The sequence below is a fragment of the Acidobacteriota bacterium genome (assembly GCA_028875725.1).
In the GTDB taxonomy this organism is placed as follows: domain Bacteria; phylum Acidobacteriota; class Thermoanaerobaculia; order Multivoradales; family Multivoraceae; genus Multivorans.
The window spans coordinates 1,993,034-2,019,098 of sequence record JAPPCR010000006.1; the positions used below are offsets into that span (position 1 = coordinate 1,993,034).

Here is a 26,065-nt window from a genome sequence, read left to right on the forward strand (position 1 = left end):
GTCTGCCGCTCCATTGCCTCGTTGCCCGTCTCGCCGCTAGCCATCACCGTCATCTCCGTCAGCTTCTCTGTGGACGCCCTGGAAGGGCCCGGAAGAGACTAACCGTAACACCGGAAGGGCGCCTCCGGCCATGGCGACGGGGCCGCCGGAGAACCGCCGGTTTCTCCTGCTACCCTCCACGCCCATGAGCCTGCCAGCGATCCGTCCCAAGCACAGTCCCCAACGCGGCGGAGACGTCCTGCTCGATGCCCTGACCGAGTACGGCATTCCGTTCCTGTTCGGCAACCCCGGCACCACGGAGAGTCCGTTGATGGACCGGCTCGGGGACCACCCGGACCTCCGCTACGTCCTCGCCCTGCACGAATCCGTGGCGCTTGGCGCCGCCCACTACTACGCCCAGTCGACCGGCGTCACCGGAGTCGTCAACCTGCACGTGGCGCCGGGGCTCGGCAACGCCCTGGGCATGCTCTACAACGCTTGGGAAGCGAACACCCCGATGGTGATCACGGCCGGCCAGCAGGACACCCGCTCGCGGCTCCGAGAACCCCTGCTCGGACATGACCTGGTGGCGATGGCCGAGCCCCTGGTCAAGTGGAGCGTCCAGGTCGAGCGCGCCGACGAGTTCGCGCCGATCCTCCATCGTGCCTTCAAGGTCGCGCACGATCCACCCGCCGGACCCGTGTTCGTCGCCCTGCCGCTGAACGTCCTGGAGGAAGAGACCGCGGAGTCGGTACGGCCGCTCGGCGATCTGTACCGGGCGCCGCAGCCGGAAGCGGCGGCGGTAGGCCGCATGGTCGGCGTGCTGAGCCAGGCGCGCCAGCCGGCGATCGTGATCGGAGACGGCGTGGCCCGAAGCGAAGGGCAGCAGGAACTCGTGGCCCTGGCCGAGTTCGTCGGCGCGGGGGTCTACCCGGAAGGGCTGATGCAGCGTCTGAACTTCCCGCAGAGCCACCCCTGCTTCCGGCCGCGCATGCCGCTCAACCATGCCGGCATCCAGCACGCACTCGGCGGTGCCGACGTCGTCCTGCTCGTCGGCGGCTCCTTCTTCGAGGAGGTCTGGTTCGATCCGGACTCGCCGTTCGGCGCCGAGACCACCGTTCTCCAGATCGAGGACGCGCCCGACCGCCTCGCCTTCAACTTCGCTGTCGAAGTGGGAATGCTCGCCGACGCCCGCGCCGGGCTCGCGGCCCTGCGGGAAGCGCTCGAGGCGTCCGCCGACACCAGCTTCCGGGCTGCCGCCGCGGAGCGGATGGACAAGCTGCGTGCCGCCAGCGAGGGCGCCCGGGCCGCGCGCCAGAAGCGGCTGGCCGCCCACTTTGACGACGCGCCCATGTCGCCAGCGCGGCTCATGTCCGAGGTCGCCAGGGCGGTGCCCGACGACGCCGTGATCGTCAACGAGTCGATCACCGCGGGCGGCGATCTTCTCGGCTTCCTGCCCGTCGACGATCCCGACCGCTACTGCGGCACCCGCGGCGGCGGCATCGGCCAGGGACTGGTCGGCGGCATCGGCGCTTCGCTCGCCCACCCCGAGCGGCCGGTCATCGTCTTCTCGGGCGACGGCTCGGCGATGTACTCGATCCAGGCGCTCTGGACCGCCGCTCACTACGACATGCCGATCGTCTTCCTGATCCTGCACAACCGCGAGTACAAGATCCTGAAGATCAACATGGACATCTACCGCGAACGCTTCGGGATTCCGGCGGACCGGCCCTATCCCCACATGAACCTGACCGAGCCGGAACTCGACTTCGTCGAGATGGCCGCGGGAATGGGCGTTCCCGGGCGGAAGATCGAGGACCCGGCGGATGTCGAGGAGGCGCTGCGGGAAGCCTTCGCGACCGGCGGCCCCTACGTACTCGACGTGATCATCGGGGGCCGGATCTGAGTCGTTCTCGCACCCTGCGGCTCTTGATCGTTGCTGGAGCGTCGCGCGGCCATGGCGGTCCCTGGCGAGCCTCGGACCGGTCGCCAACCCATGTTGTATGCTTCGCCGGCAAGCCGGACAAAGCAGAGGGCAGCACGCCGGTATCACCACCCGCCTAACGGAGGCTGGAAACCATGGATGAGCTGAGAGAAGACGTCTTCCTGCAGGACGACCTGATCGAGGAACTGCGCGAAGACCACGCGGAAACCGAAGCGGACGACGGCCGGGAAGAGAGTTCAGGCGGGCTCTCGGACGTCACCCGACGGAGCTTCATTCAAGGTTCGGTCGCCACCGGCGCCGCCGTCTCGATGGCGGGGGGCAATCTGCTCCAGCCGGATGTGCTGCGCGCCGCCACCGAACCGGTGGCCCGCACGATCGACCTTCGGGTGAACGGCGAGACCCACGAACTCGAAGTCGAGCCGATGGACACGCTGGCCATGGTGCTGCGCTACAAGCTCGACCTCACCGGCACCAAGCTGGGCTGCGACCGCGCCGAGTGCGGCGCCTGCACCGTGTTGATCGACGACGTTCCCCACTACGGCTGCTCGATCCTGGTGCACCAGGTGCGCGGCCGGGAGGTGACCACGGTCGAAGGGCTCGAGCAGGACGGCGTGCTCCACCCGGTCCAGCAGGCGGTGCTCGACGAGATGGGCTTCCAGTGCGCCTTCTGCGCCCCGGGCTTCATCATGAGCATGGCTGCGCTGGTCAAGGCCAACCCGAACGCGACCCGCGCGGACGCCCAGAAGTGGCTTGCCGGCCACATCTGCCGCTGCGGCGACTACAACAAGATCCTGAACACCGCCGAACGCGCGCTCGAGAACGCACGCGCCACTCTGAGCTGAGGAACAAAGATGGCCAATACACTCGTAGGCACCGACTACGTTCCACCCGATCTGATCGAAAAGGTCACCGGACGCGCCAGGTACGCGGAGGACTGGCGCGCCGAGGGCATGCTGTTCGCCAAGCAGTTGCTGTCGCCGATGCCCCACGCGCGGGTGCGGAACATCGACGCCTCCGCCGCGCTGGAGATGGACGGCGTCGAGGCGGTTCTCACCGCGGACGACCTCGCCGAGTACATGGGCGAAGCGGGTCCGCTGGATGAGCGTTCCCTGACGAACCATCCGAAGTACGAGGGCGAGCCCGTGCTCGCCGTCGCCGCCGTGAGCGAGAAGATCGCCGCCGACGCGATCGAAAAGATCAGGGTCGACTTCGAGCCGCTGCCGTTCGCGCTGGACCCCCTGGATTCGATCGCTCCGGGAGGCGCCGACTCGCTGCCCGATGGCAACAGCATCGTCCGCCAGCGCACCGACACCGGCGTCGAGACCGTCGTCCAGCGCGTGGAGTGGACGGCCGAGGACCTGGCGACCGCGAGGGGCTCGAACGGCGAGAAGGGCAGCATGCCCGAGGGCGTGTTCCAGGACGAGTGGACGAACGGCGACCTCGAGAAGGGCTTCGCCGACGCCGACTACATCATCGACGAGCCGCTCTTCTTCCAGTCGGTCACCCATCACCCGATGGAGCCGCGAAGCTGCATGGCGCACTGGGAGGGCGACACCTGCCACCTCTACCCCTCGACCCAGAGCGTCGCCTTCACGCTGCTCGCGGGCCAGGGCACGGTCGGCGTTCCGCCCCAGAACCTGGTCGTCCACGCCGAGTACACCGGCGGCGGCTTCGGCAGCAAGATCGTCGGCACCAGCAACATGGCGGTGCCGGTCTACCTGGCCAAGAAGACCGGCAAGCCGGTCATGCACCGGGTCACCCGCTACGAGGAGAACTACATCGGCCGCGCCCGCCCGGGCTTCCAGGGTTGGGCCAGGATCGGCTTCAAGAAGGACGGCCGCATCTCCGCCTTCGACTGGGCGGTGATCCAGGACAACGGTCCGTACGGCCGTCAGAGCGACATGGGCACCTCGGGCAACATGGTGTCCCTCACCTACCAGCCCGAGAGCATGCGCCACCGCGGCCTCTCCATCGCGACGAACACGCCCCCGCGGGCTCCGCAGCGGGCGCCGGGCGGCGTGCAGATGTCGGCCATGGTCGAGCCCCTGCTCGACCGCGCCGCGGACCACCTGGGAATCGACCGCCTGACCATCCGCCAGATCAACATCGCGAAGAACGGCGCCAAGTTCGGTGACGGCGAGGGTCGCAACGTGACCACCGCCTACGTCACCGAAGCCTGGGACCGGCTGGCCGAGATGGTCGACTGGGAAGACGCCAAGGCCCGAAGCGGGCAGATGAACGGCTCGAAGGTCACCGGCGTCGGTCTCGCGAGTTCGACCTACACCGCCGGTTCGAGCGGTTTCGACGGACTGATGCTGATCACGCCGGAAGGCCGGCTCGAGATCCACACCGGAATCGGGAACCTGGGCACCCACTCCTACTCCGACACCGCGCGGGTCGCAGCCGACCTGCTCGACGTGCCGTGGGAGAAGGTGGACATGGTCTGGGGCGATACCGGCAAGGGCGTGCCCCACACCTGCGTGCAGGCGGGCAGCCAGACCACCCACGCGATCACGCGCGCCACCCACGCCGCCGCCACCGACCTGAGGACGAAGCTCCAGGAGCTCGCGGCCCAGGTCCACGGCGGCTCGGCCTCGCAGTACGTCGTCGCCGGTGAACGCGTCTACCGCCGGGGCAACCGCGCCGCCGGCCTGAGCCTGGCCCAGGCCGCCGAGAAGGCGATCGAGATGGGCGGCCGCTACGACGGCACGGAGCTCAACGAAGGACTGAGTCCGATCACGCTCGGCGGCGCCGCCGTCCTCAAGGGCCGCGGCCTGCTGGCTGCCGCCAAGGACAACTACGGTCGCGCCGGCGACGTCTACTCCTGGGTCGTCGCCTACGCCGAGATCGAGCTCGACAAGGAGACCGGCGTCATCGAACTGACGGACTACAAGGCGGTCACCGACTGCGGGACCGTCCTCAACCCCCGGAGCCTCGGTGGCCAGCTTCACGGCGGCGCCGTGCAGGGCTTCGGCTGCGCGGTCGGCCAGAAGTGGGTCTACGACCCGCAGTGGGGCATCCCCTTCGCGAACCGCTTCTACACCGCCCGGCCGTCGACGATCCTCGACGTGCCGCTCGAGATGGAGTGGGACGCCGTGAACATGCCGGATCCGAACAACCCGGTGGGCTCCAAGGGCATCGGCGAACCGCCGATGGGCGCCGGCTGCGCCTCCCTCCTGTGCGCCATCCAGGACGCGCTGGGGCAGGACACGGTGGCCTACCTGCCGCTCATGACCGACCACATCATCAACCAGCTCGAGGGCCGCGAACAGGACAGCGAGTTCCTTGCCGCGCACACCTGATCTGTTCGTGACCGCTTAGATCAGATCAGCACGATACTGCTCCGGACGATACTCCCCAGAAGGAGGAAACCACAGCATGGCCGTCATCCACGACATGATCCCCGACTTCGAGCTGTACCAGCCCGAGAGCCTGGACGGCGCCCTCGAAGTCCTCGACCGTCACCGCGACACGGCCTGGGTGCTGGCCGGCGGTATGGACACCTTCGACTGGTTCAAGGACCGCGTGAAGCGGCCCGAAGCGGTCGTCGACCTCGGCGCGATCCCGGAACTGTCCGGGATCAGCGAGACCGACGGCGGCATCGAGATCGGCGCCATGACGCCGCTCACCGAGGTGGTCGAGAACGAGTTGGTCCGCGAGCGCTACGGCATCCTTGCGGAAGCCGCCGAAACCGTCGCCACCCCCCAGATCCGCAACCAGGGAACGCTGGGCGGCAATCTGGTGCAGGACACCCGCTGCTGGTACTACCGGGCCGGCTGGCCCTGCTACCGGGCGGGCGGCAACATCTGCTACGCCGACACGCCGGAGTCGATGAACCGCGAGCACTGCATCTTCGACGCTTCTCGCTGCGTCGCGGTCACGCCCTCGGACACCGCGCCGGCGCTGATCGCGCTGGACGCCGAAATGGTGATCCGCGGCCGCCGCGGCGAGCGCACCGTCGCCGCCGAGGACTTCTTCGTCGGCCCCGCGATCGACATCACCCGGATGACCGTCCTGCAGCCCAACGAGGTCCTGCAGTCCGTCCGCATCCCGGACACCTGGGCTGGCGCCGACTTCTACTTCGAGAAGGTCCGCGACCGGAACGCCTGGGACTTCCCCCTGGTCAACGTCGCCTCCGCGATGCGGGTCGAGGACGGGGTCGTCCAGGACTGCCGGCTCTCGGTCGGCGCCGTCTCACCGGTGCCGCTCCGCATGGACCGCTGCGAGGAACTGCTCCGCGGCCAGAAGATCAGCGAGGACATCGCGACCCGGATCGCCGAACTGGGCGTCATCGGCGCCAAACCGCTACGCCACAACGGCTACAAGGTGCCCCTGATGAGAAACCTGATCCGCCGGGCCATCCGCGGACAGGCGCCGGTCTAGAACTCGATGGAAATCGTCCAACGCGCCACCAACCCCTGGGGACAGGACGTCCTCCTGGGGATCGACTGGAGTCTGTTCTGGATCGCGCTGATCGCGGGAGGCGTCTTCCTGATCCTGCACCTGGCGCTTCGCCGCCGCTGGATCGGCGAGGAGAAGAAGGCCGCGGCAAACGCACCTGACGATCCAGGCCTGCCGCAGAAGATCCAGCGGCACAGCCTGGCCTCCCGCCTGTTCCACGCGGTCATGGGGATCTCCATGATCCTCCTGCTGATCACCGGCTTCCTGCCCAAGGTCGGCCTGCAGTTCGCCTGGCTCGAGATCCACTGGATCACCGGCCTGATCCTGACGGCGTCGATCGTCTTCCACATCATCCACGCCACCTTCTTCCAGAGCCTGAAGAACGTCTGGATCGGGCTCTCGGATCTCGGCGACATGATGCGCGAGATGCGCAAAGCCGTTACCGGCGGCGAACCACCGGCGAAGCCCGGCAAGTACCCGGCGGCGCAGAAGATGTTCCACCACGCGGCGACCCTGGCGGGCATGGCCGCGATCGTCACCGGCATTCTGATGATGTGGCGTATCGAGCAGCCGCTCTGGGCCCAGGACGACTACGCGTTCTTCGGCGACGGCGGCTGGGGCTGGGTCTATGTCCTCCACGGCGTCGGCGGCGTCGTGCTGGTCACCCTGACAGTGGCCCACGTCTACTTCGCCATCCTGCCCGAGAAGCGCTGGATGACCTGGTCGATGATCCTCGGCTGGATCGACCGCAAGGACTACCTGAGGCACCACGACCCGGCCAAGTGGCCGGTCACCGGCGGCAAGTAGGCCTAAAGCAGGCTGGGCGGCTGGGCCGGACGCGGTTGCCCCTCTCGCCAACCGTGCTTGCAGAATGCTGTCTGTGATGTCATTCTTGCCTCATGCCGGTTCAACTGACGATTCGTGACGTCCCCGATCGGGTCCGCGACGAGCTCGCCGCCCGAGCGGCGCTCCAGCGCAAGTCCATGCAGGAGTTTCTTCGCGGCGAGTTAGAGAAGATCGCGTCGCGCCCCTCGCTCGAGGTCTGGCTCCAGACGGTGAGGGCCCGGAAGGACGCCGCCGGAACCCGAGTGGACACGGACACGATCCTCAGAGCCCGCGACGCGGACCGGAAGTGACCGTCGTCATCGACGCCTCCGCGCTGGTCGCCGCCCTCCTGGACTCCGGAAGCGAAGGCGACTGGGCCGCCGGGGTCACGGCAAGCGGACCACTACTTTCGCCTGAACTAGTTCTCGTCGAGACAGCGAACACTCTTCGGCGTCTGGAAGCATCGGGCACGATCACACGGCTCGAGGCCACGAGCGCATTCCGTGACCTTCTGCGCCTGGACCTGGAACTGTTGCCGTTCGCTCCGTTCGCCGAACGGGTCTGGCAGCTACGCGGGAACCTGACGAGCTACGACGCCTGGTACGTCGCCATCGCAGAAGCCTTCGAGTGCCCACTCGCGACTCTTGACCGGAGACTCAGCCAGGCCGCTGGGCCAACCTGCGCGTTCCTTGCGCCACAGCCCACCTAAAGAAGCCCGACGCAACGGCGGACCTGTTACTCGATCTCGACCTCCGCGGCACGCCGGCGCTCGGTCCAGACGGTTCGCACCTGATTCCCCCAGCGGAGGGTGTACTCGCCCTCCGGCAGGTTGGAGATCGTCTCGCCGACAGAGAAGGTCGTAGCGCCGCCGAACCAGATGCGGAGAGAGCCGAGATCCCAGCCGCCGGGGCCGCTGACCTGCACCGCCGCCATCGACGGCTCGCCGGTCAGGACGATCGAGGACTCGGACTCGAAGGGGTCGAGGTCGACGCCGCGCTCCAGAGCGGGTTCGAGGGGCTGCCAGCCGGTGAGGACCCAGCGCCCGTCCGCCCGGCAGGCGACGCGGACGCGGTCGGTGAGCGGCGGAGTGAGTTGGGTGCTCGCGACGCCGCCATCGATCCGGACAGTCCGCTGCCCTGCCCCCTCCATCTCGACGAAGCAGAAGCCGCCGACTCCACCGGCGAGCCGGATCGCCAGTTCGTCGCTCGCGGGATCGTCCCGCAGGTCCAGTCGCACCGACTGGCGGTCGTTGTAGTCCCGGAGCTCCACGTCCACGAGATCGGAACGTGAGTGCTGAAAGCGCGCCCGGAGTTGGTAGGCACCGGGCGCCAGGTCCATGATCTCGTAGCGACCGCTCCGGCCCGTCACGACCGCCCGGCGGCCCGGGAAGATGTCGACGGTCGCGTGGGTCACGGGCTGTCCCTCGGCACCGACGACGATCCCGTCGATGGACACGCCGCCATAGTGGAAATCCAGCGCGACTTCCTCACCCGGGGCATCCGGCACCGTGACCTCACGCTCCTGCTGCCATCCGTCGTTGTCCGACATCAGGGTCACGTTCCACTCGCCAGGGAGCATCGACTCCAGCCGATAGCGACCCTCGCCGTCGAGGGGCGCCGTCAGTTGGAGCTTGTCGGTGACGACCTGGCTTCGCCGTATCGACCCGCCAAGCGTGCGGAAGATACCTTCGGGTTGCGGGTTTTCAACCTTCGACTGCCAGTTCAACCTCCCGTTCCCGGGTTGGCCTGCAACCGTCACCAGACCCGTGACGGTCACCGTGCTCCGGTTGCACCTGATGACCTCGTCGCCGGTTCCGGCCTCCTCGCGACGCTCGCAGACAGGTACGCCCTCCTGCAGCACGCGAACCCGCAGAGACTCCTCCTCGGGCACGTTCTCGAACACGGCCTCGCCGTCGACCACCTTGCCCGTCATCGGACCCAGAGGATCGTGCTCGGCCCCCGGATCGAGTCTCACCGTGCCGTCGTCGACGTCGGAACGCACGGTGATCCGGCGCCCGCGCGAGAGTTCGACAAAACCGGCATCGACCCACTGGATCGCCGGGGCCTCGATCTCGAACTCCAGCGGAGCGAACCCCTCCGCCTCCACGCGAAGACTGGAAGGGCCGATTTCCAGGCCGTGCATCTCGAAGTAACCGTCGGCGTTTGCCGTGACCTCCTCTACCCGTCCCATCGCACGGGCCATCAAGGCGCCGAACCTAGTCGGCCGCAGGTAGGAGATCCTGGCGCCCGAGACCGGGGCGTACTCGGGACTCACCACGGTCCCGGACACCCAGGCCGAAGCCGGCGCCATGATGGTGCCCAGGTCGCGTGCCTCCCCCGCCGACCCGGAGACCTCCAGCACCCGCCTTCCGGCATTCGCGGCGGTCAGTTCGAGCGTGTAGGCGCCCGGCTCGAGGTCCAGAGAGAAGGAACCGTCCGCCGCGAGCGCTTCGTTGCTCGTCCTGCTCCCACCGGCCACTGACTGGGACGCAACCAGTCGCCCGGAGACGGCCGGAGTCACTCCGTCGGCCGCCACGAAGACCCCCTCGACCGTGAAGGCCGGCGCCAGCCGCAGCACCAGGGGGGTCTCGGCCGTCGCGCCGACGTCGCCGGCCAGGTCGACACGGAGGGCCGCCAGGCCAGGCGGCGGGTTCGCTTCGGCCGCGGCGCCGCCGCCAGCGAACTGAAACCGCGCCCTCCGATAGCCCTTCGCGTCGACCAGGAGGATCCGGTCGAAACGGGGCGACACCCGCGCGAGTCCATCCCGGTCGGTCGTCGTTGTCTCTCCACCCTCGAAGAGAGTGCGCGCCTCGGGTACCGGTGTTCCGCGGCTCGCATCGACAACCTGGACCCAGTAGTGCTCGGGCGCCATCAGCACGATCGACCCCAGGTCCAGGGGACCCTCCAGGTCGAAGGTCCGGGAGTACTCCAGATCGCCGCCGTCGGTTCGCAGGGACGCGGCGCCTTTAGCGAAGCCGGTGAGCGAGAAGCGGCCGTCCGGGCCGGAGAGGCCCAGGTGACGCTGCATCGCCACCAGTTCGTCGCCAACCCACGACAGGCCCAGGAGTCGTACACCAGCTACGGGCAGTCCTTCCGGATCGACGGTCCGGCCTGTCAGGGCCAGCCCCGGACCGAGCTCGACGACCGCTGGCGTCTCGTCGAAACGCTCGAACGCCGACGCATTCCGGGTGACGTGGGACACGAGGACCGCGGACCGTTCCAGCTCGGACACGGTCAAGCTCACCCTGCCGTCTGCGTTCGTGATCCCAAAGCCCAGAGGCTCGGGTATGGCATACATGCCCGAGCCCGGTCGCACCAGGTACATCCGCGCGCCGGCCAGAGGCGCGCCGCCGGCGGTCGCCTGCACGGTGAACTCCACAGCCTGACGCAACGAGAGTTCAACCGAGCCCTCGTCAGGAATCGCGTCCCGCCAGGTCGAGGCGAGGCCTCCCGCCAGCGCCTGGACGCGCCACGTTTCGTCATGACGGGGCAGGGAGAGCGATCCGGACCTGACGGTGATCGTCGGCAGCAGACTCCAGGGCACCTGCCGCCACATCGCCACCGGCGCCGCCACCACCTCGAACCCGGCCGCGGTTGGGGTCCCGGCCGCGGAAGCCTCGTTCGAGGCCTCGGGGACGAGCATGCGAATGCTCAGCGGACTGGTTGAACCAGCACCGGCGCGGCAAGTGGCGGCCGGGCTCTGTCCGGCCTCGAGGAGCCGGGGTGGACAGGAGTCGCTCCACGCCCAGCAGCCAGCCGGCGCCGCACCGCCCGGCGGGATGTCGTCCAGTCGCTCCCATGTCCTGTCGGCGGGCACGGGAATCCCGTCGAGGAAGGCCGGAGCGCTCTCCCTGGGGCATACGAACTGGAACTGGTCGCCGGCAGCCGCTTCGTCCTGTCCCGCTGCCGGGACTGCAACCGCTCCAAGCGCGACCAGGAAAAGGAAAGCTGAAGACCGCACCGCCCTAGTCTCCCGACGCGGCCGGCGGGAGTAGGCGGGCTTCGAACGCCTCCGCAGACCGAACGTCTGCTCCCCGCACCGCCCCGCCGCGAAGCAGGATGACCGCCCGGTCGCCTAGGAGGTCGGCGCGCAGCCGGGTATCGGCGAACTCCGACTCGACGACGCATGGTTGTCTCGCAACACTCCGCAGATCGTCAACGTGGGCGTGAACCAGGTCCCAGCACACTCTGCCTCGTGGAGGCGGTACCGAAGCCGCGACAAGATCCTCTACCCTCCCGGTCCGGATGCGATCTATGTCCTGACGCGACCACTGGTGGTTGTTTCGTCCCTGCGGTTGCGGCTGCTGCTGCCGCGACGCCTGAAGGCCGGGCGGCCGGCCGGTCAACCCCTCCGCCTTGGGGCCGGAACGAAGCGCCACGTGGTGGATCGAAGGCCGGCGCCGAGAGCCCTCGGCACGCCACCTCGGTGCCGGCCGCCAACGGTAGGCGTTCGCGACGGGCACCAATCCTCCCGGCGTAGCGGGCTCGTAGCAATGCGGCGTAGGGCAGGCTGCATCCGTGTTGGGCAGCGTCGCCGCAATGTCGGCCGTGACGGCCTGCGGGCTGAGATCGGGGAGCCAACCGATAGCGGCTCCAGACTCCTCCGCCGGACGCTCCGCCCCGTAGCGGACGAAGAAGTACACGTTGCCGGTGCCGTCGGCCACGACCTCGTCGATGATGCGACGCGGGCCCAACCAGTCGGCCCGTTGGTAGGCATCCGAAAGAGGCGAGCTACCCCACTGATCCAACTCGAAATGGCAGCCGCTCTCGGCGAAGAAGGTCGCCGCGTCGAGACTGTCTTGAAGCGCGCCGTCGACGTCGTAGACGAAGACGCCGGCCTCGGCGCCCGGGATCACGAGCAGGCGATCCTCCGAGATGAAGCGAATCACCGACAGCTCGGCGTCGCGACAAAGTTCCAGACCGCGCCCACCGTCCCGCGTAGGCAGCAGGCCGCGCGGCGAGCCACCGCCGTCGGGGATCAACCAGGCCGCGTACGGCGCCCAGCCGTCGGCATCTCCGAGCATGAGACCAACCGCGGCCGTCAGCGATCCGCGGCGGTCGAGGTCGCCCAGGAACTCGATGGCCCCCGCGCCGCTGATTCCGTCTTCGTTCGCCACATGGATCCCGGCGAACAGGTCCGCAAAGGCAATCCCCTGAGGCGAGACGGCCAGGCGGCCGTAGTCCCGTTCGAAGGGGTTTCGAGTGATGACGACCCTGCCGCCCTCCTCGCGAACGTCGTCGGCAGGCTCCTCAAGCGCAACCCTGAGTTGAGCGACGCTCTCGCCAATCCGCCAGGCATGGATGCCCGGTCCGATCACGCCAAGCGCAACCCGGCCATCCTCGAGCCAGCGCACATCCGCCGCCCGAACGATCTCCGGCGGCAGGTCAAGGCGCTTCAGTCCCTCGAACCTCGGCCCCCTCTCGTCATCCTGGGCCGTCGCCAACCCAGGCGCACCGCCCAGCGTAGCGACCAGCATCGAGACCTTGACCGTCGATGGGAAGCGACGTCCTTCCCGGAGCAGGCTTCGCAGCATGTGAGCTTCCTCCCCGTGCCTGACTTCCTCAGGCGTCACACATGAAGGTGGGTATCGGGGAGGAGAACGCCGGCTACGAAGGCAACCATTCCGAGATCGCCTGACCGATCTCGTCCGGGGAGTCCTCCTGGATGAAGTGGGAGCCCTTGACCGTCACTTCCGTCTGGTTCGGCCAGCCGCGGCAGATCTCCCGCATGGCGCCCGTGAGGATGGCGCCGGGCTTCGCGTTGACGAAGAGCTTCGGTACGCTGGATCCGGCCAGCCAGTCGGCGTAGGACTGGACGATCTCCACCACGTCCTCCGGCTCGCCGGCGATCGGGATCTGGCGCGGCCAGGTCAGCGTCGGACGGCGCGACTCGCCTTCTTCCTCGAAAGGACTCCGGTAGACGGCCATCTCCTCGTCCGTCATCTTCCGCAGCACCGAACCGGGCAGCACCCGCTCGACGAAGACGTTCTTCACCAGCACCATGCCCTCGCCGGCCGGCGAGCGGAAACCCTGGAACACGCCCCGGGCCGCCTCGGGCCAGTCGTCCCAGCTCGGAACGGGGCTGACGATCGCCTCCATGTAGGCGAGGCCGCGGACCGCGTCCCGATGCCGGTTCGCCCAGTCGAAGCCGAGCGCGGAACCCCAGTCGTGGATCACGAAGACCACGTTCGAATCCACACCGATCGCCTCGAGCAACCCGCCAAGGTAGTGCCGGTGTTCGACGAAGCGATACCGGTCCGACCCGCTGTCCGGCAACTTCGCCGAATCGCCCATGCCGATCAGGTCGGGCGCCACCAGCCGCCCCTGTCCCTCCAGGTGCGGCATCACATTGCGCCACAGGTACGACGAAGTCGGATTGCCGTGAAGGAAGACGATCGGATCGCCCTCGCCACAATCGACGTAGGCCATCTCGTGACCGTGGACCTCGATCCGTTTCTTCTCGTAGCGCGCGTCGGCGGAAATCATCTGCGGACTACGGGCCGGCCGACTCGCCGTAGCGGAAGCCGGTGCGGGAACGTACCTTGTACTTGCCGTCGCGGACCTTGACCTTGATGCCGCGATAGCCCTGGGTGCCGGCTTCGTACTCGGAGCGGAAGCTCACGAGGTAGTAGCCCTGGTTCTCCTCGGCGACCTGGCGCATCGGCGACAGGATGTTCGTGAAGTTCGCGTAGTAGTGGCCGCCGGTTTCGTTCGAAATGTGGCTCAGTGAGTCGTTGAGGGACGCCGAAGCGATCGAGCGGCGGCGACTGCCCATCGTGTCGATCGTGTACACGGCGACGTTGCCTGCGTTCAGCGCCTCACGCATCTGCGGGTAGTACCGCGGATCCGGCGTGTAGCTGCCGAACTGGCCGATCTCGCCGAAACCGAGACTGAACATCACCAGGTTCTTGCGGCCGGCGATCCCTGAGGCTGCCTCTCCAAGCAGCTCCAGCGCCTCCTGGACCTTGCGGCTCTGGCGCGCAAGTTCCTTGCCCTTCGGCAGGTTCACCAGCAACGACGGTGAGTTCGGGTCGAACTCGGGCTCCGAGCGCGTCAGCCAGGGCTCGAGGTCCTTCTTGCCCCGGGAAGCCGCATCCACTGCCGCCAGGATCTCGTCGCGGTCGCGGCTGAAGTCCAGGTAGACCTTGAGCCGTGCCTGGTACGCGAACACCGCCACCTGGTCGTTGGGCTGGAGTTCCTCCTCGATCCAGCGCTTGAGCCAGCGCGCGTTGTCCATCTGGGGACCCGCCAGTTGCGGCGCCTGCATCCGCTGATCGTGGAACATGAGGACGAAGTAGCGATCGGTTCGCGTCGTGGCGCCCTCGCCGGTGGCCGACAACTCGCTCGGTCCGCCGTAGAAGGAGGCACTCGTCACGTCCTGCTCCTCGCCGTCGTAGAGAACGACGAAGTCCTCGGCGCCCAGACCCTCGATCACGTTGCCTTTCCGGTCCGTGACGAGGACATCAAGCAGCACCTCCGCGACCCGGATGCGCTCGCTGAGTTCGAAGTCCCTCGACGCCGGAACAGGGGCCGGCGTCCTCGCCGGGCGTGAAGTCGGCTCAGACGCGCGTGGCTGCTCGCGCAGCGGAGCCGGGGCCGGGTCGGCGGTACGAACGGGTTCCGGCGCGGTTCTCGGCGCCGGTTCCGCTGCCGGGACTTCCGCCGGCTCGGCCTCCGGCGCGGGCGCCGGTTCAGGCACGGCAGCCGGCGTGGTCGCCACCGCCGGTTCCGGCGCCGGCGCCGCGGCCGGTTCGGATCCCGCGGCCGGCTCCGACGGCACGACAACCGCGCGAACCGTCCTGCCCCGCTGCCGGCGCTGCTTTTCCAGACGCTTCTGTTCCTTGGCCGCCCGAGCCGCCGCCTTCCTCTCCGCCTTGCGCTTCTTCTTCTCGTCATCCTGGGCCGCAGCCTCAACGCCAACCGTGGCATCGGCGGCAACGGCCAACCCGAAACCGGTCGACAAGAGGTAAGCACCACCCGTCAAGGCGGCGGCAAGCGCCAATCGTCGTCCAACCGTCGCAACTTTCTTCATCCCTGGGGACCTCCTGGTTTCCTGAGTGCCGAACGCAGACGCACGACGGCACGGGAACGCGACGCATCCGCCATCCTACCAACCGCGGTTCCCGTCAGGTTCTTCCGGGAACCTCCCCTCGAAGGAAGCCGTACCTGCGTCGAACCGACGCCATCCAGCCTGCGTCGGCGCCGGAGGGTAGGCACCGGCCAAGTAGCATTCCGCGGCCATGACCCAATCCGCCCCGGATCGCCGAACCACGGAACTGGCCGCTGCCTTCGTCGACTTGCGGACCGCGCTCGGCCGAGTACTGATCGGGCAGGACGATGCCGCGACGGGGCTGACCCTCGCGTTGCTGGCGGAGCAGCACGCCTACCTGGAGGGTCCGCCCGGTTGCGGCAAGTCGGTGCTTGCCGCGGCCCTGGCCGCGCTGTCGGGCGCCCGTACGCACACGCTGGTGTTTCATCGCGACATTCGGGAATCGGATCTGCTCGGCGACGTCCTGCTGAGCCGCCACCGCCACCGTGGCCACGAGCGCCTGCGACGGGAGCTGATCCCCGGGCCGCTGCTCCAGGCGGAAGTCGCCCTGCTCGAGGACCTGCCGCGTTCCCCCGGCGAGGCTCTGGGACCGCTACTCCGAATCCTCGCCGAACGGCACGCCCTGGGGCAGCCGCTGCCGCTCGAGTCGGCAGTGGCAACCGGGCCGCTCGAGCAGGTCGAAGCCCCGATCGACCCGCTCGAACCGGGCCAGCTCGACCGCTTCGCCGTGCAACTTCGTCTGAGCGGTCTGCTCACCGGCGGGCTCTTCGACGAGGCCGCCGTCCTGCTCGAACGGGAGGCTGCCCAAGAGTCGTCGCGGTCGGGCGTCCGGTCGGCCGCCGGCGCAGCCCACGCCGCCGCCGCAAGCGCCGCACCGCGATCCGCGGTGATGAACCCCACAATCCGCAACGCCGCGCAACGGGCGGCCGCGTCCCTCAGGGTCGAAGCGCGGACCATCGACGCCTACCACCGTCTGCTTGACCGGCTCCGCCAGCGCAGCGCCGACGAGTCCGCCTCCGGCGACCGCCTGATGTCGGACCGCTCCTTCAGCTCGGCGGCGCTCCGGCTCGTGCGCGCGCACGCGTTCCTGCGCGGCGCCCCGGCCGCGGCGCCGCGCGATCTCCACGCCATCCGCTACATGGTCGCCCACCGGTTGCCGGACGAGGTGCAGGAAGACTTCGACCACATCCTGGAGGAACTGCTCGGCGATCCGCCCAACGTGACGATGACGGAGACCGGCGCCCAGATGCCTGGAGCGCAGTCCCAGGGCGACGACTCCGACGGCGCCGCGGCCGCATCGCCGGCGTCGGACTCGTGGATCGACGATCAGGCCGACCTGCCGGCGCCCCCGACCCTGTTCGGCAAGCCGCCTCCGCCCGCCCAGGTCGACCCGCTCCTGCGGGCGCTCGTCGGGCGTATCGAGCGGGGACGAGTCGATCCGGACACCGACCCTGGCGGCCAGCCCCGCGGCTACCGGCCGCTGCGCGATCTCGATGAAGTCATCGACGCCGACGTGATCGAGGCGTTGCTGTTTGCCGAGGGCCGTCTGCCCGGCGCACCGCGGACCTTCGAGCGCAAACGCAGGAGCGCCGGCGGCGCCGTCGCCGTCCTGCGGGACATCTCCGCTTCGATGGCCGGGCGGCTCACCGTCTGGTCGAGTCAGGTCGTGCTCGGCATCCTGCGAGTGGCGGCCCGTCGGCGCATGCGCGTCGGTTACGTGGAGTTCCACCACCGCGCGCTGCCTCACGAGGTCGGCGGCCGGCTGCTTCATCGCTCCTACTCGCGCCTCGCGGAACAGGCCGGGCAGGCCAAGGCGGTCGGCCAGACGAACTACGAGGCACCGCTGCGCACGGCCCTGGAAGGCCTGCGCGGCGGCTCCGGACGCAACCGCCACATCGTGCTGCTGACCGACGGCCTGCCGATCATCGGCGACACGACCGTACGGCGGGAACGGCAACTGGCGCGCCGGCTCGGCGTGGCTCTCCACACCGTGTTTCTGGGCAACGGCGATTGCCCGCCCGTCCTGGACGACATCTCGCTCGAGACGGCCGGGCTGCGCTTCTACGGTCGACCGACTGCCGGAGGCGGACTCAGGCTGGAGGAGCGGTGATCCCGGTACGGATAGAGTCGCGCGTTCCGTGAGCGACCTTAGTCCCCTCCGCGATCTGCTCGATCACCACGTCGTCGGCCACGACGAGGTGAAGACGGCACTGCTCCTGGCTCTGATCACCCGAGAGCACATCTACGTCGAGGGACCGCCGGGCACCGCCAAGACAAGGCTGGCAGAGGTCGCCGCCAGGGGCTCCGACCTCGACTTCTTCTTCTACCAGTTGCACCGAGACACCCGGCTCGCCGAGCTCGTCGGCGACATCGTCCTGGAGCGCCGCAAGGTGAAGACGGACGGCGCCGCGCCCGGAACTGCCGGCGAGGCCGAGCGGATCCACCAGCGGATCGAGCCTGGGGGCCTCCTGACCGCCGAGGTGGCCGTGCTGGACGACATTTCCCGCGCGCCCGGAGAGGCTCTGAACGTGCTGCTCCGCATCCTGAACGAGCGCCGCTTCGGCGCCGAGCCGATTCCGCTGATGGCCGCGATCGCCACCGGCAACCCGATGGATGACGAGTACTACAACGAACCGCTCGACCCCGCGAACCTCGACCGCTTCGCCCTCCAGTTGCGGGTCTCCGGCCTGATCCAGAGCGGTACCGAGGACGCGAAGACGCTGATCGACCGCTTCGCCTCCGGCTCCGTCGTCGAACAGCCCGATCCTGCGCCCGTCACCGACCGCGCCACCCTGGACGCACTGAACCGGCGGATGTACGACGTCGAGGTCGGACCAGCGGTGCGGTTAGCCCTCCTCGACGTGCTGCGCACCCTCGTGCTGGAGTTCGAGTGCAACGAGACGAACTCCCTGCTCACGGACCGCACCTTCCTGGTCAAGGCGATCAAGATCCTGCGGGGCGCAGCGCTACTGGCGGGCCGTGACGCCGTCAACCTGGAGGACCTCGCAGCCCTGTCCTGGATGACGACTTTCCGCGTACCGCCGGAGGCGCACGAGGCGCTGCCCCGGATCATCGGTCGAGTGAGCCGACAGGTCCGAGCGGTCTAGCTCGACTACTCCTGTCCTGAGCTGGACTGACCCTTCTCGAACTCCGCTTCGAGCAGACGCGCGCCGCGCAGCGTATTGCCCGCTGCGTAGTTGCCCTCGTGGCAGGCGTACTCGTAGCTCTTCTGTGTCGTCTTCGCCCACGGCAGCTCGCCGCTGAAAGGAGCCTCGTACTCGGGGTTCTCGACCGTGAAGCTGTAGAGCAGGCTGTTGCCGTCGTGCGGGCTGAACCGCTCGATCACCCGCACGCCCTCGCCGCGAAGATCGGGCATGTCGCGGAAGTTCGTCGTCTCGACGACCAGCGTGTCGCCTTCCCACCAGCCGATCGAATCTCCGGCAAGAGAGGTGTAGTCAGCCGGCATGTGCTCGCCCCCGATCCGGACGACCCGGGTCCAGTGCATCCACTCGATCATGATCATGAAGTGATCTTCGGTCTGCACGATCGTCTTCACGTTGTTGTAGGGCAGCGGACGAATCGCGACCGAGGCCGTCGGCTGGTAAAGGCAGCGCACGCCGACGATGTTCGTTTCCGGGCCGTCGTACGGGATGTCGCCCGTCTCGAGCCACCAGGCGTAGCCCTTGTTCGGCCACGCGAACTTGGGCGCGGCCGCCGCTCGGGCCTTGCCCTCCTCGGTCATCGCCGGCATCTGGCCGTTCGGGGGATCGGTCAGCACCGAGGTCCGGTACTTGCCGTCGATCACGTAGTTCTGGCTGCCCCACTCGAACCAGAAGTTGTTGTAGGCGCCGACGTTGCCGCCCTTCTCGGGCGCCGCGCGCTCGCTGGCCGAAGCGCTGGGAGCGTCCTGGACGGCGTTCCTGTCGGCTCGCGACTTCGCGTTCGCCTGTGCCTCCTCGGGGGTGAGGGTCAGCTTGTCGCCGAACTCCTTGGGCCTGGCGAACGGCGTGATGCTCGAGATGTCGTACACGCCGGTGAAATCCGGCTTGCCGTCGGCGGTCCGCTTGATGCCGTCCTCGGCGGCGACGACCGCGGATGCGGCGACGACCAACCCAATCAGCACGGTGGTGGCGATGAGCGACTTCTTCATGTCGGCCTCCCTGCGTTCAAGCGCGATTCTGCTGCAGTAGGCGCTCATCATAGCGCGCCTCCGCTGCGATACTCTTCCCCGTCACGACACCGATCCCTGTCAGGAGGTCCGATGCCACGATCCGTCCCCGTCACCGTCACGGTCAACGGCAGCACGCACGAACGAGAGGTCGAGCCCCGCACGCTGCTGGTCCACTTCCTGCGCGAGGAACTCGACCTAACGGGCGTCCACATCGGCTGCGAGAGTACGCTCTGCGGCGCCTGCACCGTGCATCTGAACGGACGCGCCGTCAAGAGCTGCACCGTGCTGGCGGTCCAGGCCGACGGCCAGGAAGTGACGACGATCGAAGGACTCGCCCCGGACGCGGACAACCTGCATCCGCTGCAGGTCGGGTTCTGGGAGAAACACGGCCTCCAGTGCGGCTACTGCACTCCCGGGATGATCATGGCGGCGAAACAGTTGCTCGACGACAACCCGAACCCGACCGACGAAGAGATCCGCGAAGCGATCGACGGCAACATCTGCCGCTGCACCGGCTACCAGCAGATCGTCGACGCGGTTCAGCACGCGGCGGAAGCCGCGGGAGCGGCCTGATGGTCGCGTTCCGTCCGAACTCCGTCGGCAAGGCGATCAAGCGGCGCGAGGACCCCCGCCTGATCCGGGGCCTCGGCACCTACACGGACGACGTCAAGCTGCCCGGCATGACGTACGCCGCCTTCGTGCGCAGCGACTTTCCGGCCGGCGCCATCCGCTCCATCGACACGACCGCCGCGGCCGACCACCCCGGAGTGGTCGCCGTCTACACCTACGCCGACATGGACGGACAGGTTGGGCCGAGTCCGGTCGGCGCCGAGATGCCGGGCATGGGCAAGGCGGATCACCCCCTGCTGGCGGACGGCCGGGTCCTCCACGTCGGCCAGCCGGTCGCCGTGGTGGTCGCCGAAACGCCGTACGCGGCCCGGGACGCCGCCAGCCTGGTCGAGGTCGACATCGAGCCGCGAGAAGCCGTGGTCGACGTCGAAGCCGCAATGGCGCCGGACGCGCCCAAGGTCTACGAAGAACTCGACAGCAACATCTGCATTCAGGTTCCGGTCCCCAACCCGGAAGCGGACAAGCTCTTCGAGCAGGCCGACCAGACCCTCTCGATGCGCCTGCTCAACCAGCGCGTCGCCCCCTTTCCGATGGAGGGCCGCGCGATCTGCGCGCACTGGGAGGACGGCCCCGGCAAGCTGACGATCTGGACCTCGAACCAGGCCCCCCACTTCGTCAAACAGCAGATCGCGATGTGCCTCCGGATCCCCGAGATCCGCATCCGCGCCATCGCACCGGAGGTCGGCGGCGGATTCGGCGCGAAGATACCGACCTATCCCGAGGATCCTCTCCTCTGCTGGGTGTCCAGGAAGCTCTGCCGGCCGGTCAAGTGGTCGGAGACCAGGACCGAGAACCTCCTCGGCATGACGCACGGCCGAGGCCACGTCGAGAAGATCGAGGTCGCCTTCCAGAACGACGGTCGCGTGCTGGCGCTCAAGGGACAGACGATCTCCGAACTCGGCGCCTGGCGGTCCTTCTACGGTCCCTTCATCGCACTCTCGACGCACACGATGTCCTGCGGCTGCTACGACATCAAGGCGGTCGCCTGGGAGACCTTCGCCGTCTACACGAACACGATGGCGACCGAGGCCTACCGCGGTGCCGGGCGCCCCGAAGCCGCCTACATCATCGAGCGGGTGATGGACGAGGTGGCGGCGGCAACCGGCCTCGATCCGGTCGCCGTGCGGCGACGGAACTTCGTCGACAAGGACGCCTTCCCCCACACCACCGCCTCGGGCGCGGTCTACGACAGCGGCGACTACGAGAAAACGCTGGACCGGATGATCGAACTCGTGGGCTACGACGACGCGCGCGAGGCGCAACGGCAGGCGCGCGACGATGGCCGGCTGGTCGGCATCGGGGTCGCCGCCTTCACCGAGGTCTGCGGCATCGGTCCTTCGGGCGGCACCGCGCCTCACCAGCGGATGGGTACCTGGGAGAGCGCGACGGTCCGTGTCGAGCCCAGCGGCAACGTGACCGTCTACACCGGCGTGTCGCCCCACGGCCAGGGCCAGGAGACGGCCTTCGCCCAGATGGCTTCGGACGCCTTCGGCGTCGGTATCGACGACGTCGTCGTCGTCCACGGCGACACGGACCAGGTCCAGCACGGAGTCGGCACCTTCGGCAGCCGCGGCATCGCCGTCGGCGGCGCGGCGCTCCACATGGCCCTGACCAAGGTCCACGCCAAGGCGACGCGCATCGCGGCCCACCATCTCGACGCGCCTGTCGACCAGATCGACTACGAGGACGGCGAGTTCACCGTCAGCGGAACCGACCGCAAGCTGACCTTCCGCCAGGTCGCGGAGATGGCCCATCTTTGGAACGTCGCCGTCCCGGGCGAAGAGCCCGGCCTCGAGGCGGTCGCCCGCTTCGAACCGCCGGGAACGACCTTCCCCTTCGGCGCCCACCTGTGCCAGGTCGAGGTCGATCCGGAGAGCGGCCAGATCGAGATCCAGCGCTACGTGGCGGTCGATGACTTCGGCGTCGTGATCAATCCGATGCTGGCCGACGGCCAGCGGATCGGCGGCGTCGTCCAGGGCATCGGCCAGGCGATGTGGGAAGAGGTCCAGTACGACGACGGCGGCCAGCTCCTTTCCGGCACCCTGATGGACTACGCCGTGCCGCGCGCCAAGCACTTCCCCCGCATGGTGCTCGACAACACGGTCACGCCGACGGACGTGAACCCGCTCGGCGCCAAGGGCATCGGCGAGCTGGGAACGATCGGATCGACCCCCTGCGTGGTCAACGCGATCGTCGACGCCCTGCGGCCGCTCGGCATCACGAACATCGACATGCCGGCCAAGCCGGAGCGCGTCTGGCAGGCGATTCAGGCGGCGGCATCGGCGCAGTAACCTGCTGCCTCGCCTGACCGTCCTTGCGGCAGCGGCGAGCGTGCTCGCGGCTGCGTCTTCCCTCGGCGCCCAGGAACACCGGTTCGGTCCGCTGCCCGTGGCCGAGGTGTGGCTGGGCAGCGGCTCCGGGTTCCTCAGTCTGCCGCTCGAAGCGCCGGCGCCGGGCGGGCCCGGGACAGGCCGCTGGCAGGTCACCGCCTCGCTGGGGCTCTCCAGTTTCTGGCTGCGGTCGCCGTCCGTGTCCGAGGTCATCGAAGCGCGCCGCTACCGGGGCCCGGTCACGGTCGAAGAACTCGACGGCATCTCGCCCTGGCCCGGCTTCGAAGGAATCTACTTCGCCGACATGGAAGTCCACCGGCTGACGCTCGACGTGCGCAGGCGCTTCGGACGGCGGCTCGAACTCGGGCTCAAGGCGAGCGTCGTCAACGCCGACGGCGGCTTCATCGACCCGCTGATCGAGGGTTTCCACGACTTCTTCGGCTTCCGCCAGTCCGGGCGACCCCAGACCCTCGAGAACGGCTACGCCCTCTACTTCCGCCGTGACGGTCCCGGCGGCTACGGGGAACAGCTCCGGTTCGTGCGCTTCGAGCAGGCAGGGCTCGGCGTCGGGGAAACGATCGTCTCGCTCAAGTCCGGTCTCGGACCGGAATCAGGCGCCTGGCGGCAGGCCGTCCAGGTCCAGCTCAAGCTCCCCACCGCCGACGACGACCGCTTCCACGGCACCGGCTCGGTCGACGCCGCGCTCCAGTACCTCGTGTCCCGCCCCTGGCGGCGCTGGACCCTCTACGGCAACGCCGGCTTCAGCCGCCTCGGCAGCCACGACCTGCTGACGCTCGAGCCGCAGAACATCATCACCGTCGCCATCGCCGGCGAACGCCCCACCGGCCCCAGGTCCTCGATCGTCCTCCAGCTCCGTCACCAGCAGAGCCCCTTCCGCCAGCTCAACCTCTCCATCCTCGGCGTCACCGCGACCCTCATCGACGTCGGCTGGACCCGAAGACTCGACCCCACCCCCGGCCAGATCAAGCGCTCCGCCTACTTCAGCCTCACCAACAACACCTTCAAGTACGGCTCCGCCGTCGACGTCAGCCTGCAGGCAGGCATCCGGTTCCGCACCGGATCGAGCTAGCGCTCGGGCGCCTTGCGGTAGTCGAGCGGCGGCTGCTGGCCCTCTTCGAGAGCGGCGCGGTAGGGCCGGTCGGCCAGCCGGCGATCGAGTTCCTCACGGGCGGCTTTGACGATCGAAGGATCGGCAAACAGATCCCAGGCCGTGGCGGCGAGAACGCGGGCGGCCATCAGCATGCCCCGGCGGCCGATCGTCGTGCCGCCGGCCGCGGTCGCCTGCCAGGAGTGGGCCGGCGTGCCGGGCACCCAGCACGCTGTGCGGATGCCGGTCGTCGGCGCCACCCAGGAGACGTCGCCGACATCCGTGGAACCCAGGCTCGTGTTGCCCGTCTCGTCGCGCAGTTGGGATACCGAGGCAAGGGGCCGCGGTTTGAGCAGCGACTCCTGGAGCTTCCGGGCCCAGCCCTTCTCCGCTTCCGTGTACTTCATGTCGATGAGGGCCTTGAAGTTGCGCAGCGAGACCTTGGACAGCGTGTCGTTCGGCAGCAGGTTGTGGATCCCGCCCAGGAACTCGATCTCGAGCTCCGTCTCGGTGGCGTGGGCGGCGCCCTCGGCCACCAGAACCAGCCGGTCGTAGATCGAGCGGGCGATGTCGATGTTCGGGTGGCGGACGTAGTAGTACGCCTCGGCGAACGCCGGCACCACGTTCGGCGCGTCGCCGCCGGCGGTGATCACGTGGTGGATGCGCGTGCGGTCCGGCGTGTGCTCGCGGAGGAGCTCGGCGCCGTAGTTCAGAATCGCCACCGCGTCGAGCGCCGACCGGCCCGCTTCGGGCGACGCCGCGGCATGGGCGCTCCGCCCGCGGTAGCGGAACTTCGCCGCCACCCGGGCCAGGTTCGTCGGATCGCCGGCCGAGTTCCCGTCACCCGGGTGCCAGTGCAGCACCGCGTCGACGTCGTCGAACAGCCCGGCGCGAGCCATGAAGGCCTTGGCGCCGCCGCCCTCTTCCGCCGGGGTGCCGTAGAGCCGTACGGTGCCCCCGATCGCGCCGCCGCGGATGCCGTCGGCCACCGCCAGCGCGGCACCGAGCGAGCCGGCGCCGAACAGGTGGTGGCCGCAGGCGTGGCCCCAGTCCGGCCCTTGGCGCGGAGAGCGGGTGGGAACGGCGTCCTGCGACAGTCCCGGCAGCGCGTCGAACTCGGCCAGAATCGCGATCACGGGGCGGCCGGCGCCGAACGAGGCGACGAAGCTGGTCGGGATTCCGGCGACGCCGCGCGTGACCTCGAACCCCTCCTCCTCGACGAGGGAGGCGAGCAGGGCCGACGACTTCGTTTCCTGGTAGCCCGGCTCGGCCCACTCCCAGATCTTCCGGGCGGCGTCCCAGAGCAGGTCGGCGCGCTCCGCCACGGCGGCCTCCAGGCCCGCCTTCTCCACGACCCCGGCACCGGCCGCTGCGGGCGCGAGAGTAAGGACAACCAGGGCGCAGCAGGCAACGGCGGCCGCGCGCAATCGGCTAGTCATCGAACACGATGACCTGGCGGGCCACCTCGCCGCTCTTCAGGTTCTGCAGGGCCTCGTTGATCTGCGAGAACTCGATCCGGTCCGAGATCAGCTCGTCGAGCTTCAGCCGGCCGCCCAGGTAGAACTCGACCAGGCGCGGCATGTCGACGCGGAAGCGGTTCGATCCCATCGTACAGCCCTGCAGACATTTGGACTGCAGTAACTCGTGGCCCGGGATCTCGACCTTCTGGCCCATCGGCACCATGCCGATGACGGTGGCCGTACCGCCCGGCCGCAGCATCGCCCACGCCTGCTCCGCCGTGGCCTTGAGCCCGATCGCCTCGAAGGCGTAGTGGACGCCGCCGCCGGTGAGATCCAGCACCTGCTTCACCGTGTCGCCGTCCGATGCGTCGATCGTGTCGGTGGCGCCGAACGCCCTCGCCAGATCGAGCTTCGACGACACCCGGTCGATGGCGATGATGCGCGAAGCCCCGGCCAGGTCGGCGCCGTTGATCGTCGACAGGCCGATGCCGCCGCAGCCGATGACCGCCACCGTCGACCCGGGCTCCACCGCCGCCGTCCGGAACGCCGCGCCCACGCCGGTGATCACGGCGCAGCCGATGACCGCCGCCCGGTCGAGCGGCATATCCTTCCTGATCTTCACCACCGCGTTCTCGTGCACCAGCATCTGCTCCGCGAACGAGGCCAGATCGGCGAACTGAGAGATAGGGCGCGGGCCGCCGCCGTTGCTCGCCGGCAACGCCAGCCGAGGCTCCTCCGTTCTCGGCCGTCGCGTAGCGCGCTTGTCGCAGAGCGCCGGCTCGCCGCTCATGCAGTACTCGCAGTAGCCGCAGAACACGGAGAGACAGGTGATCACATGGTCGCCGGGCTCGACGTAGCGCACCTCGGAACCCACCTGCTCGACGATCCCGGACGCTTCGTGGCCGAGGATCGCGGGTGTACGAATCGGCCACAGGCCGTCCACGAAGTGCAGGTCGCTGTGGCAGACCCCGACCACCGAACTCCGGACCAGGATCTCGTGCGGTCCCGGCTTGCTGATCGCGACGTCGGTGATCTCGAGCGGTTGCCCGACTTCGTGGAAAACGGCTGCTTTCATGGAGCGGAGTCCTCGTAGCTTCAGGTGAGAGACCGGCAGGCTATCAGCGGCGACGGCTGCCTCCCGGCCACCTCGCAGCAGGGTCGGCCACG

At 68.7% G+C, this 26,065-nt stretch carries 19 protein-coding genes; 12 read left to right on the forward strand and 7 right to left on the reverse strand.

Going from position 1 to position 26,065, the window contains the following annotated elements:
- Positions 1-184: 184 nt before the first annotated feature.
- From OXI49_10040 to OXI49_10070, 7 genes are all read left to right on the forward strand, one after another.
- Positions 185-1,885: a thiamine pyrophosphate-binding protein gene (locus OXI49_10040; protein MDE2690840.1), complete on the forward strand. Its 1,701-nt coding sequence runs from the start codon at positions 185-187 to the stop codon at positions 1,883-1,885.
- A gap of 173 nt (positions 1,886-2,058) precedes the next feature.
- The gene (locus OXI49_10045; protein MDE2690841.1) at positions 2,059-2,766 is read left to right on the forward strand and encodes a (2Fe-2S)-binding protein; all 708 of its coding nucleotides are present in this window, start codon (positions 2,059-2,061) and stop codon (positions 2,764-2,766) included.
- A 9-nt stretch (positions 2,767-2,775) separates the two neighbouring features.
- Positions 2,776-5,226, forward strand: a complete 2,451-nt coding sequence (locus OXI49_10050) for a xanthine dehydrogenase family protein molybdopterin-binding subunit (protein MDE2690842.1) — start codon at positions 2,776-2,778, stop codon at positions 5,224-5,226.
- Between the two features lie 76 nt (positions 5,227-5,302).
- Positions 5,303-6,307, forward strand: a complete 1,005-nt coding sequence (locus tag OXI49_10055; GenBank protein ID MDE2690843.1) for a xanthine dehydrogenase family protein subunit M — start codon at positions 5,303-5,305, stop codon at positions 6,305-6,307.
- Between the two features lie 6 nt (positions 6,308-6,313).
- Positions 6,314-7,132, forward strand: coding sequence for a cytochrome b/b6 domain-containing protein (locus OXI49_10060; GenBank protein MDE2690844.1), 819 nt, complete (start codon positions 6,314-6,316; stop codon positions 7,130-7,132).
- A gap of 92 nt (positions 7,133-7,224) precedes the next feature.
- The gene (locus OXI49_10065; GenBank protein ID MDE2690845.1) at positions 7,225-7,461 is read left to right on the forward strand and encodes a hypothetical protein; all 237 of its coding nucleotides are present in this window, start codon (positions 7,225-7,227) and stop codon (positions 7,459-7,461) included.
- A complete protein-coding gene (locus OXI49_10070; protein MDE2690846.1) occupies positions 7,458-7,859 on the forward strand; it encodes a type II toxin-antitoxin system VapC family toxin in 402 nt (133 codons plus the stop codon). The genes OXI49_10065 and OXI49_10070 overlap by 4 nt, the downstream gene beginning before the upstream one ends.
- A gap of 26 nt (positions 7,860-7,885) precedes the next feature.
- Here the strand turns inward: OXI49_10070 and OXI49_10075 are convergent, their stop codons facing one another.
- The 4 genes from OXI49_10075 to OXI49_10090 form a co-directional block, all read right to left on the reverse strand.
- Entirely contained in the window at positions 7,886-10,792 is a 2,907-nt protein-coding gene (locus OXI49_10075) for a carboxypeptidase-like regulatory domain-containing protein (GenBank protein MDE2690847.1), read from the reverse strand.
- A 322-nt stretch (positions 10,793-11,114) separates the two neighbouring features.
- Complete coding sequence (locus OXI49_10080) at positions 11,115-12,683, reverse strand: hypothetical protein (GenBank protein ID MDE2690848.1); 1,569 nt, start codon at positions 12,681-12,683, stop codon at positions 11,115-11,117.
- Positions 12,684-12,756: 73 nt separating this feature from the next.
- Entirely contained in the window at positions 12,757-13,635 is an 879-nt protein-coding gene (locus OXI49_10085) for a haloalkane dehalogenase (protein MDE2690849.1), read from the reverse strand.
- 7 nt (positions 13,636-13,642) lie between these two features.
- Positions 13,643-15,181: a VWA domain-containing protein gene (locus OXI49_10090; protein ID MDE2690850.1), complete on the reverse strand. Its 1,539-nt coding sequence runs from the start codon at positions 15,179-15,181 to the stop codon at positions 13,643-13,645.
- 208 nt (positions 15,182-15,389) lie between these two features.
- On the opposite strand from OXI49_10090, the gene OXI49_10095 reads away from it, so the two are divergent.
- A complete protein-coding gene (locus tag OXI49_10095) occupies positions 15,390-17,309 on the forward strand; it encodes an AAA family ATPase (protein ID MDE2690851.1) in 1,920 nt (639 codons plus the stop codon).
- 28 nt (positions 17,310-17,337) lie between these two features.
- Positions 17,338-18,306, forward strand: a complete 969-nt coding sequence (locus OXI49_10100) for a MoxR family ATPase (protein ID MDE2690852.1) — start codon at positions 17,338-17,340, stop codon at positions 18,304-18,306.
- A 5-nt stretch (positions 18,307-18,311) separates the two neighbouring features.
- Here OXI49_10100 and OXI49_10105 read toward each other — a convergent pair whose 3' ends face one another.
- Positions 18,312-19,349: a hypothetical protein gene (locus tag OXI49_10105; GenBank protein MDE2690853.1), complete on the reverse strand. Its 1,038-nt coding sequence runs from the start codon at positions 19,347-19,349 to the stop codon at positions 18,312-18,314.
- A gap of 111 nt (positions 19,350-19,460) precedes the next feature.
- Here OXI49_10105 and OXI49_10110 point away from each other — a divergent pair, with 111 nt between their 5' ends.
- From OXI49_10110 to OXI49_10120, 3 genes are read left to right on the forward strand one after another with little or no spacing between them, the layout of a single operon-like run.
- Positions 19,461-19,943: a (2Fe-2S)-binding protein gene (locus OXI49_10110; GenBank protein MDE2690854.1), complete on the forward strand. Its 483-nt coding sequence runs from the start codon at positions 19,461-19,463 to the stop codon at positions 19,941-19,943.
- Entirely contained in the window at positions 19,943-22,291 is a 2,349-nt protein-coding gene (locus OXI49_10115) for a xanthine dehydrogenase family protein molybdopterin-binding subunit (GenBank protein MDE2690855.1), read from the forward strand. Before OXI49_10110 ends, OXI49_10115 begins: the two co-directional genes overlap by 1 nt.
- A 40-nt stretch (positions 22,292-22,331) precedes the next feature.
- A complete protein-coding gene (locus OXI49_10120; protein MDE2690856.1) occupies positions 22,332-23,420 on the forward strand; it encodes a DUF3187 family protein in 1,089 nt (362 codons plus the stop codon).
- On the opposite strand, the gene OXI49_10125 is transcribed toward OXI49_10120, so the two are convergent.
- The gene (locus OXI49_10125; GenBank protein ID MDE2690857.1) at positions 23,417-24,877 is read right to left on the reverse strand and encodes an amidohydrolase; all 1,461 of its coding nucleotides are present in this window, start codon (positions 24,875-24,877) and stop codon (positions 23,417-23,419) included. The two genes, OXI49_10120 and OXI49_10125, sit on opposite strands and share 4 nt — an antisense overlap.
- A complete protein-coding gene (locus OXI49_10130) occupies positions 24,870-25,973 on the reverse strand; it encodes a Zn-dependent alcohol dehydrogenase (protein ID MDE2690858.1) in 1,104 nt (367 codons plus the stop codon). Before OXI49_10130 ends, OXI49_10125 begins: the two co-directional genes overlap by 8 nt.
- Between the last annotated feature and the right edge of the window lie 92 nt (positions 25,974-26,065).

Coding starts and splice junctions, on each gene's coding strand:
- OXI49_10040 (MDE2690840.1), top strand. CDS start 185: ATGAGCCTGCCAGCGATCCGTCCCAAGCACAGTCCCCAACGCGGCGGA.
- OXI49_10045 (MDE2690841.1), top strand. CDS start 2,059: ATGGATGAGCTGAGAGAAGACGTCTTCCTGCAGGACGACCTGATCGAG.
- OXI49_10050 (MDE2690842.1), top strand. CDS start 2,776: ATGGCCAATACACTCGTAGGCACCGACTACGTTCCACCCGATCTGATC.
- OXI49_10055 (MDE2690843.1), top strand. CDS start 5,303: ATGGCCGTCATCCACGACATGATCCCCGACTTCGAGCTGTACCAGCCC.
- OXI49_10060 (MDE2690844.1), top strand. CDS start 6,314: ATGGAAATCGTCCAACGCGCCACCAACCCCTGGGGACAGGACGTCCTC.
- OXI49_10065 (MDE2690845.1), top strand. CDS start 7,225: ATGCCGGTTCAACTGACGATTCGTGACGTCCCCGATCGGGTCCGCGAC.
- OXI49_10075 (MDE2690847.1), bottom strand. CDS start 10,792: ATGCTCGTCCCCGAGGCCTCGAACGAGGCTTCCGCGGCCGGGACCCCA.
- OXI49_10080 (MDE2690848.1), bottom strand. CDS start 12,683: ATGCTGCGAAGCCTGCTCCGGGAAGGACGTCGCTTCCCATCGACGGTC.
- OXI49_10085 (MDE2690849.1), bottom strand. CDS start 13,635: ATGATTTCCGCCGACGCGCGCTACGAGAAGAAACGGATCGAGGTCCAC.
- OXI49_10090 (MDE2690850.1), bottom strand. CDS start 15,181: ATGAAGAAAGTTGCGACGGTTGGACGACGATTGGCGCTTGCCGCCGCC.
- OXI49_10095 (MDE2690851.1), top strand. CDS start 15,390: ATGACCCAATCCGCCCCGGATCGCCGAACCACGGAACTGGCCGCTGCC.
- OXI49_10105 (MDE2690853.1), bottom strand. CDS start 19,349: ATGAAGAAGTCGCTCATCGCCACCACCGTGCTGATTGGGTTGGTCGTC.
- OXI49_10110 (MDE2690854.1), top strand. CDS start 19,461: ATGCCACGATCCGTCCCCGTCACCGTCACGGTCAACGGCAGCACGCAC.
- OXI49_10115 (MDE2690855.1), top strand. CDS start 19,943: ATGGTCGCGTTCCGTCCGAACTCCGTCGGCAAGGCGATCAAGCGGCGC.
- OXI49_10125 (MDE2690857.1), bottom strand. CDS start 24,877: ATGACTAGCCGATTGCGCGCGGCCGCCGTTGCCTGCTGCGCCCTGGTT.
- OXI49_10130 (MDE2690858.1), bottom strand. CDS start 25,973: ATGAAAGCAGCCGTTTTCCACGAAGTCGGGCAACCGCTCGAGATCACC.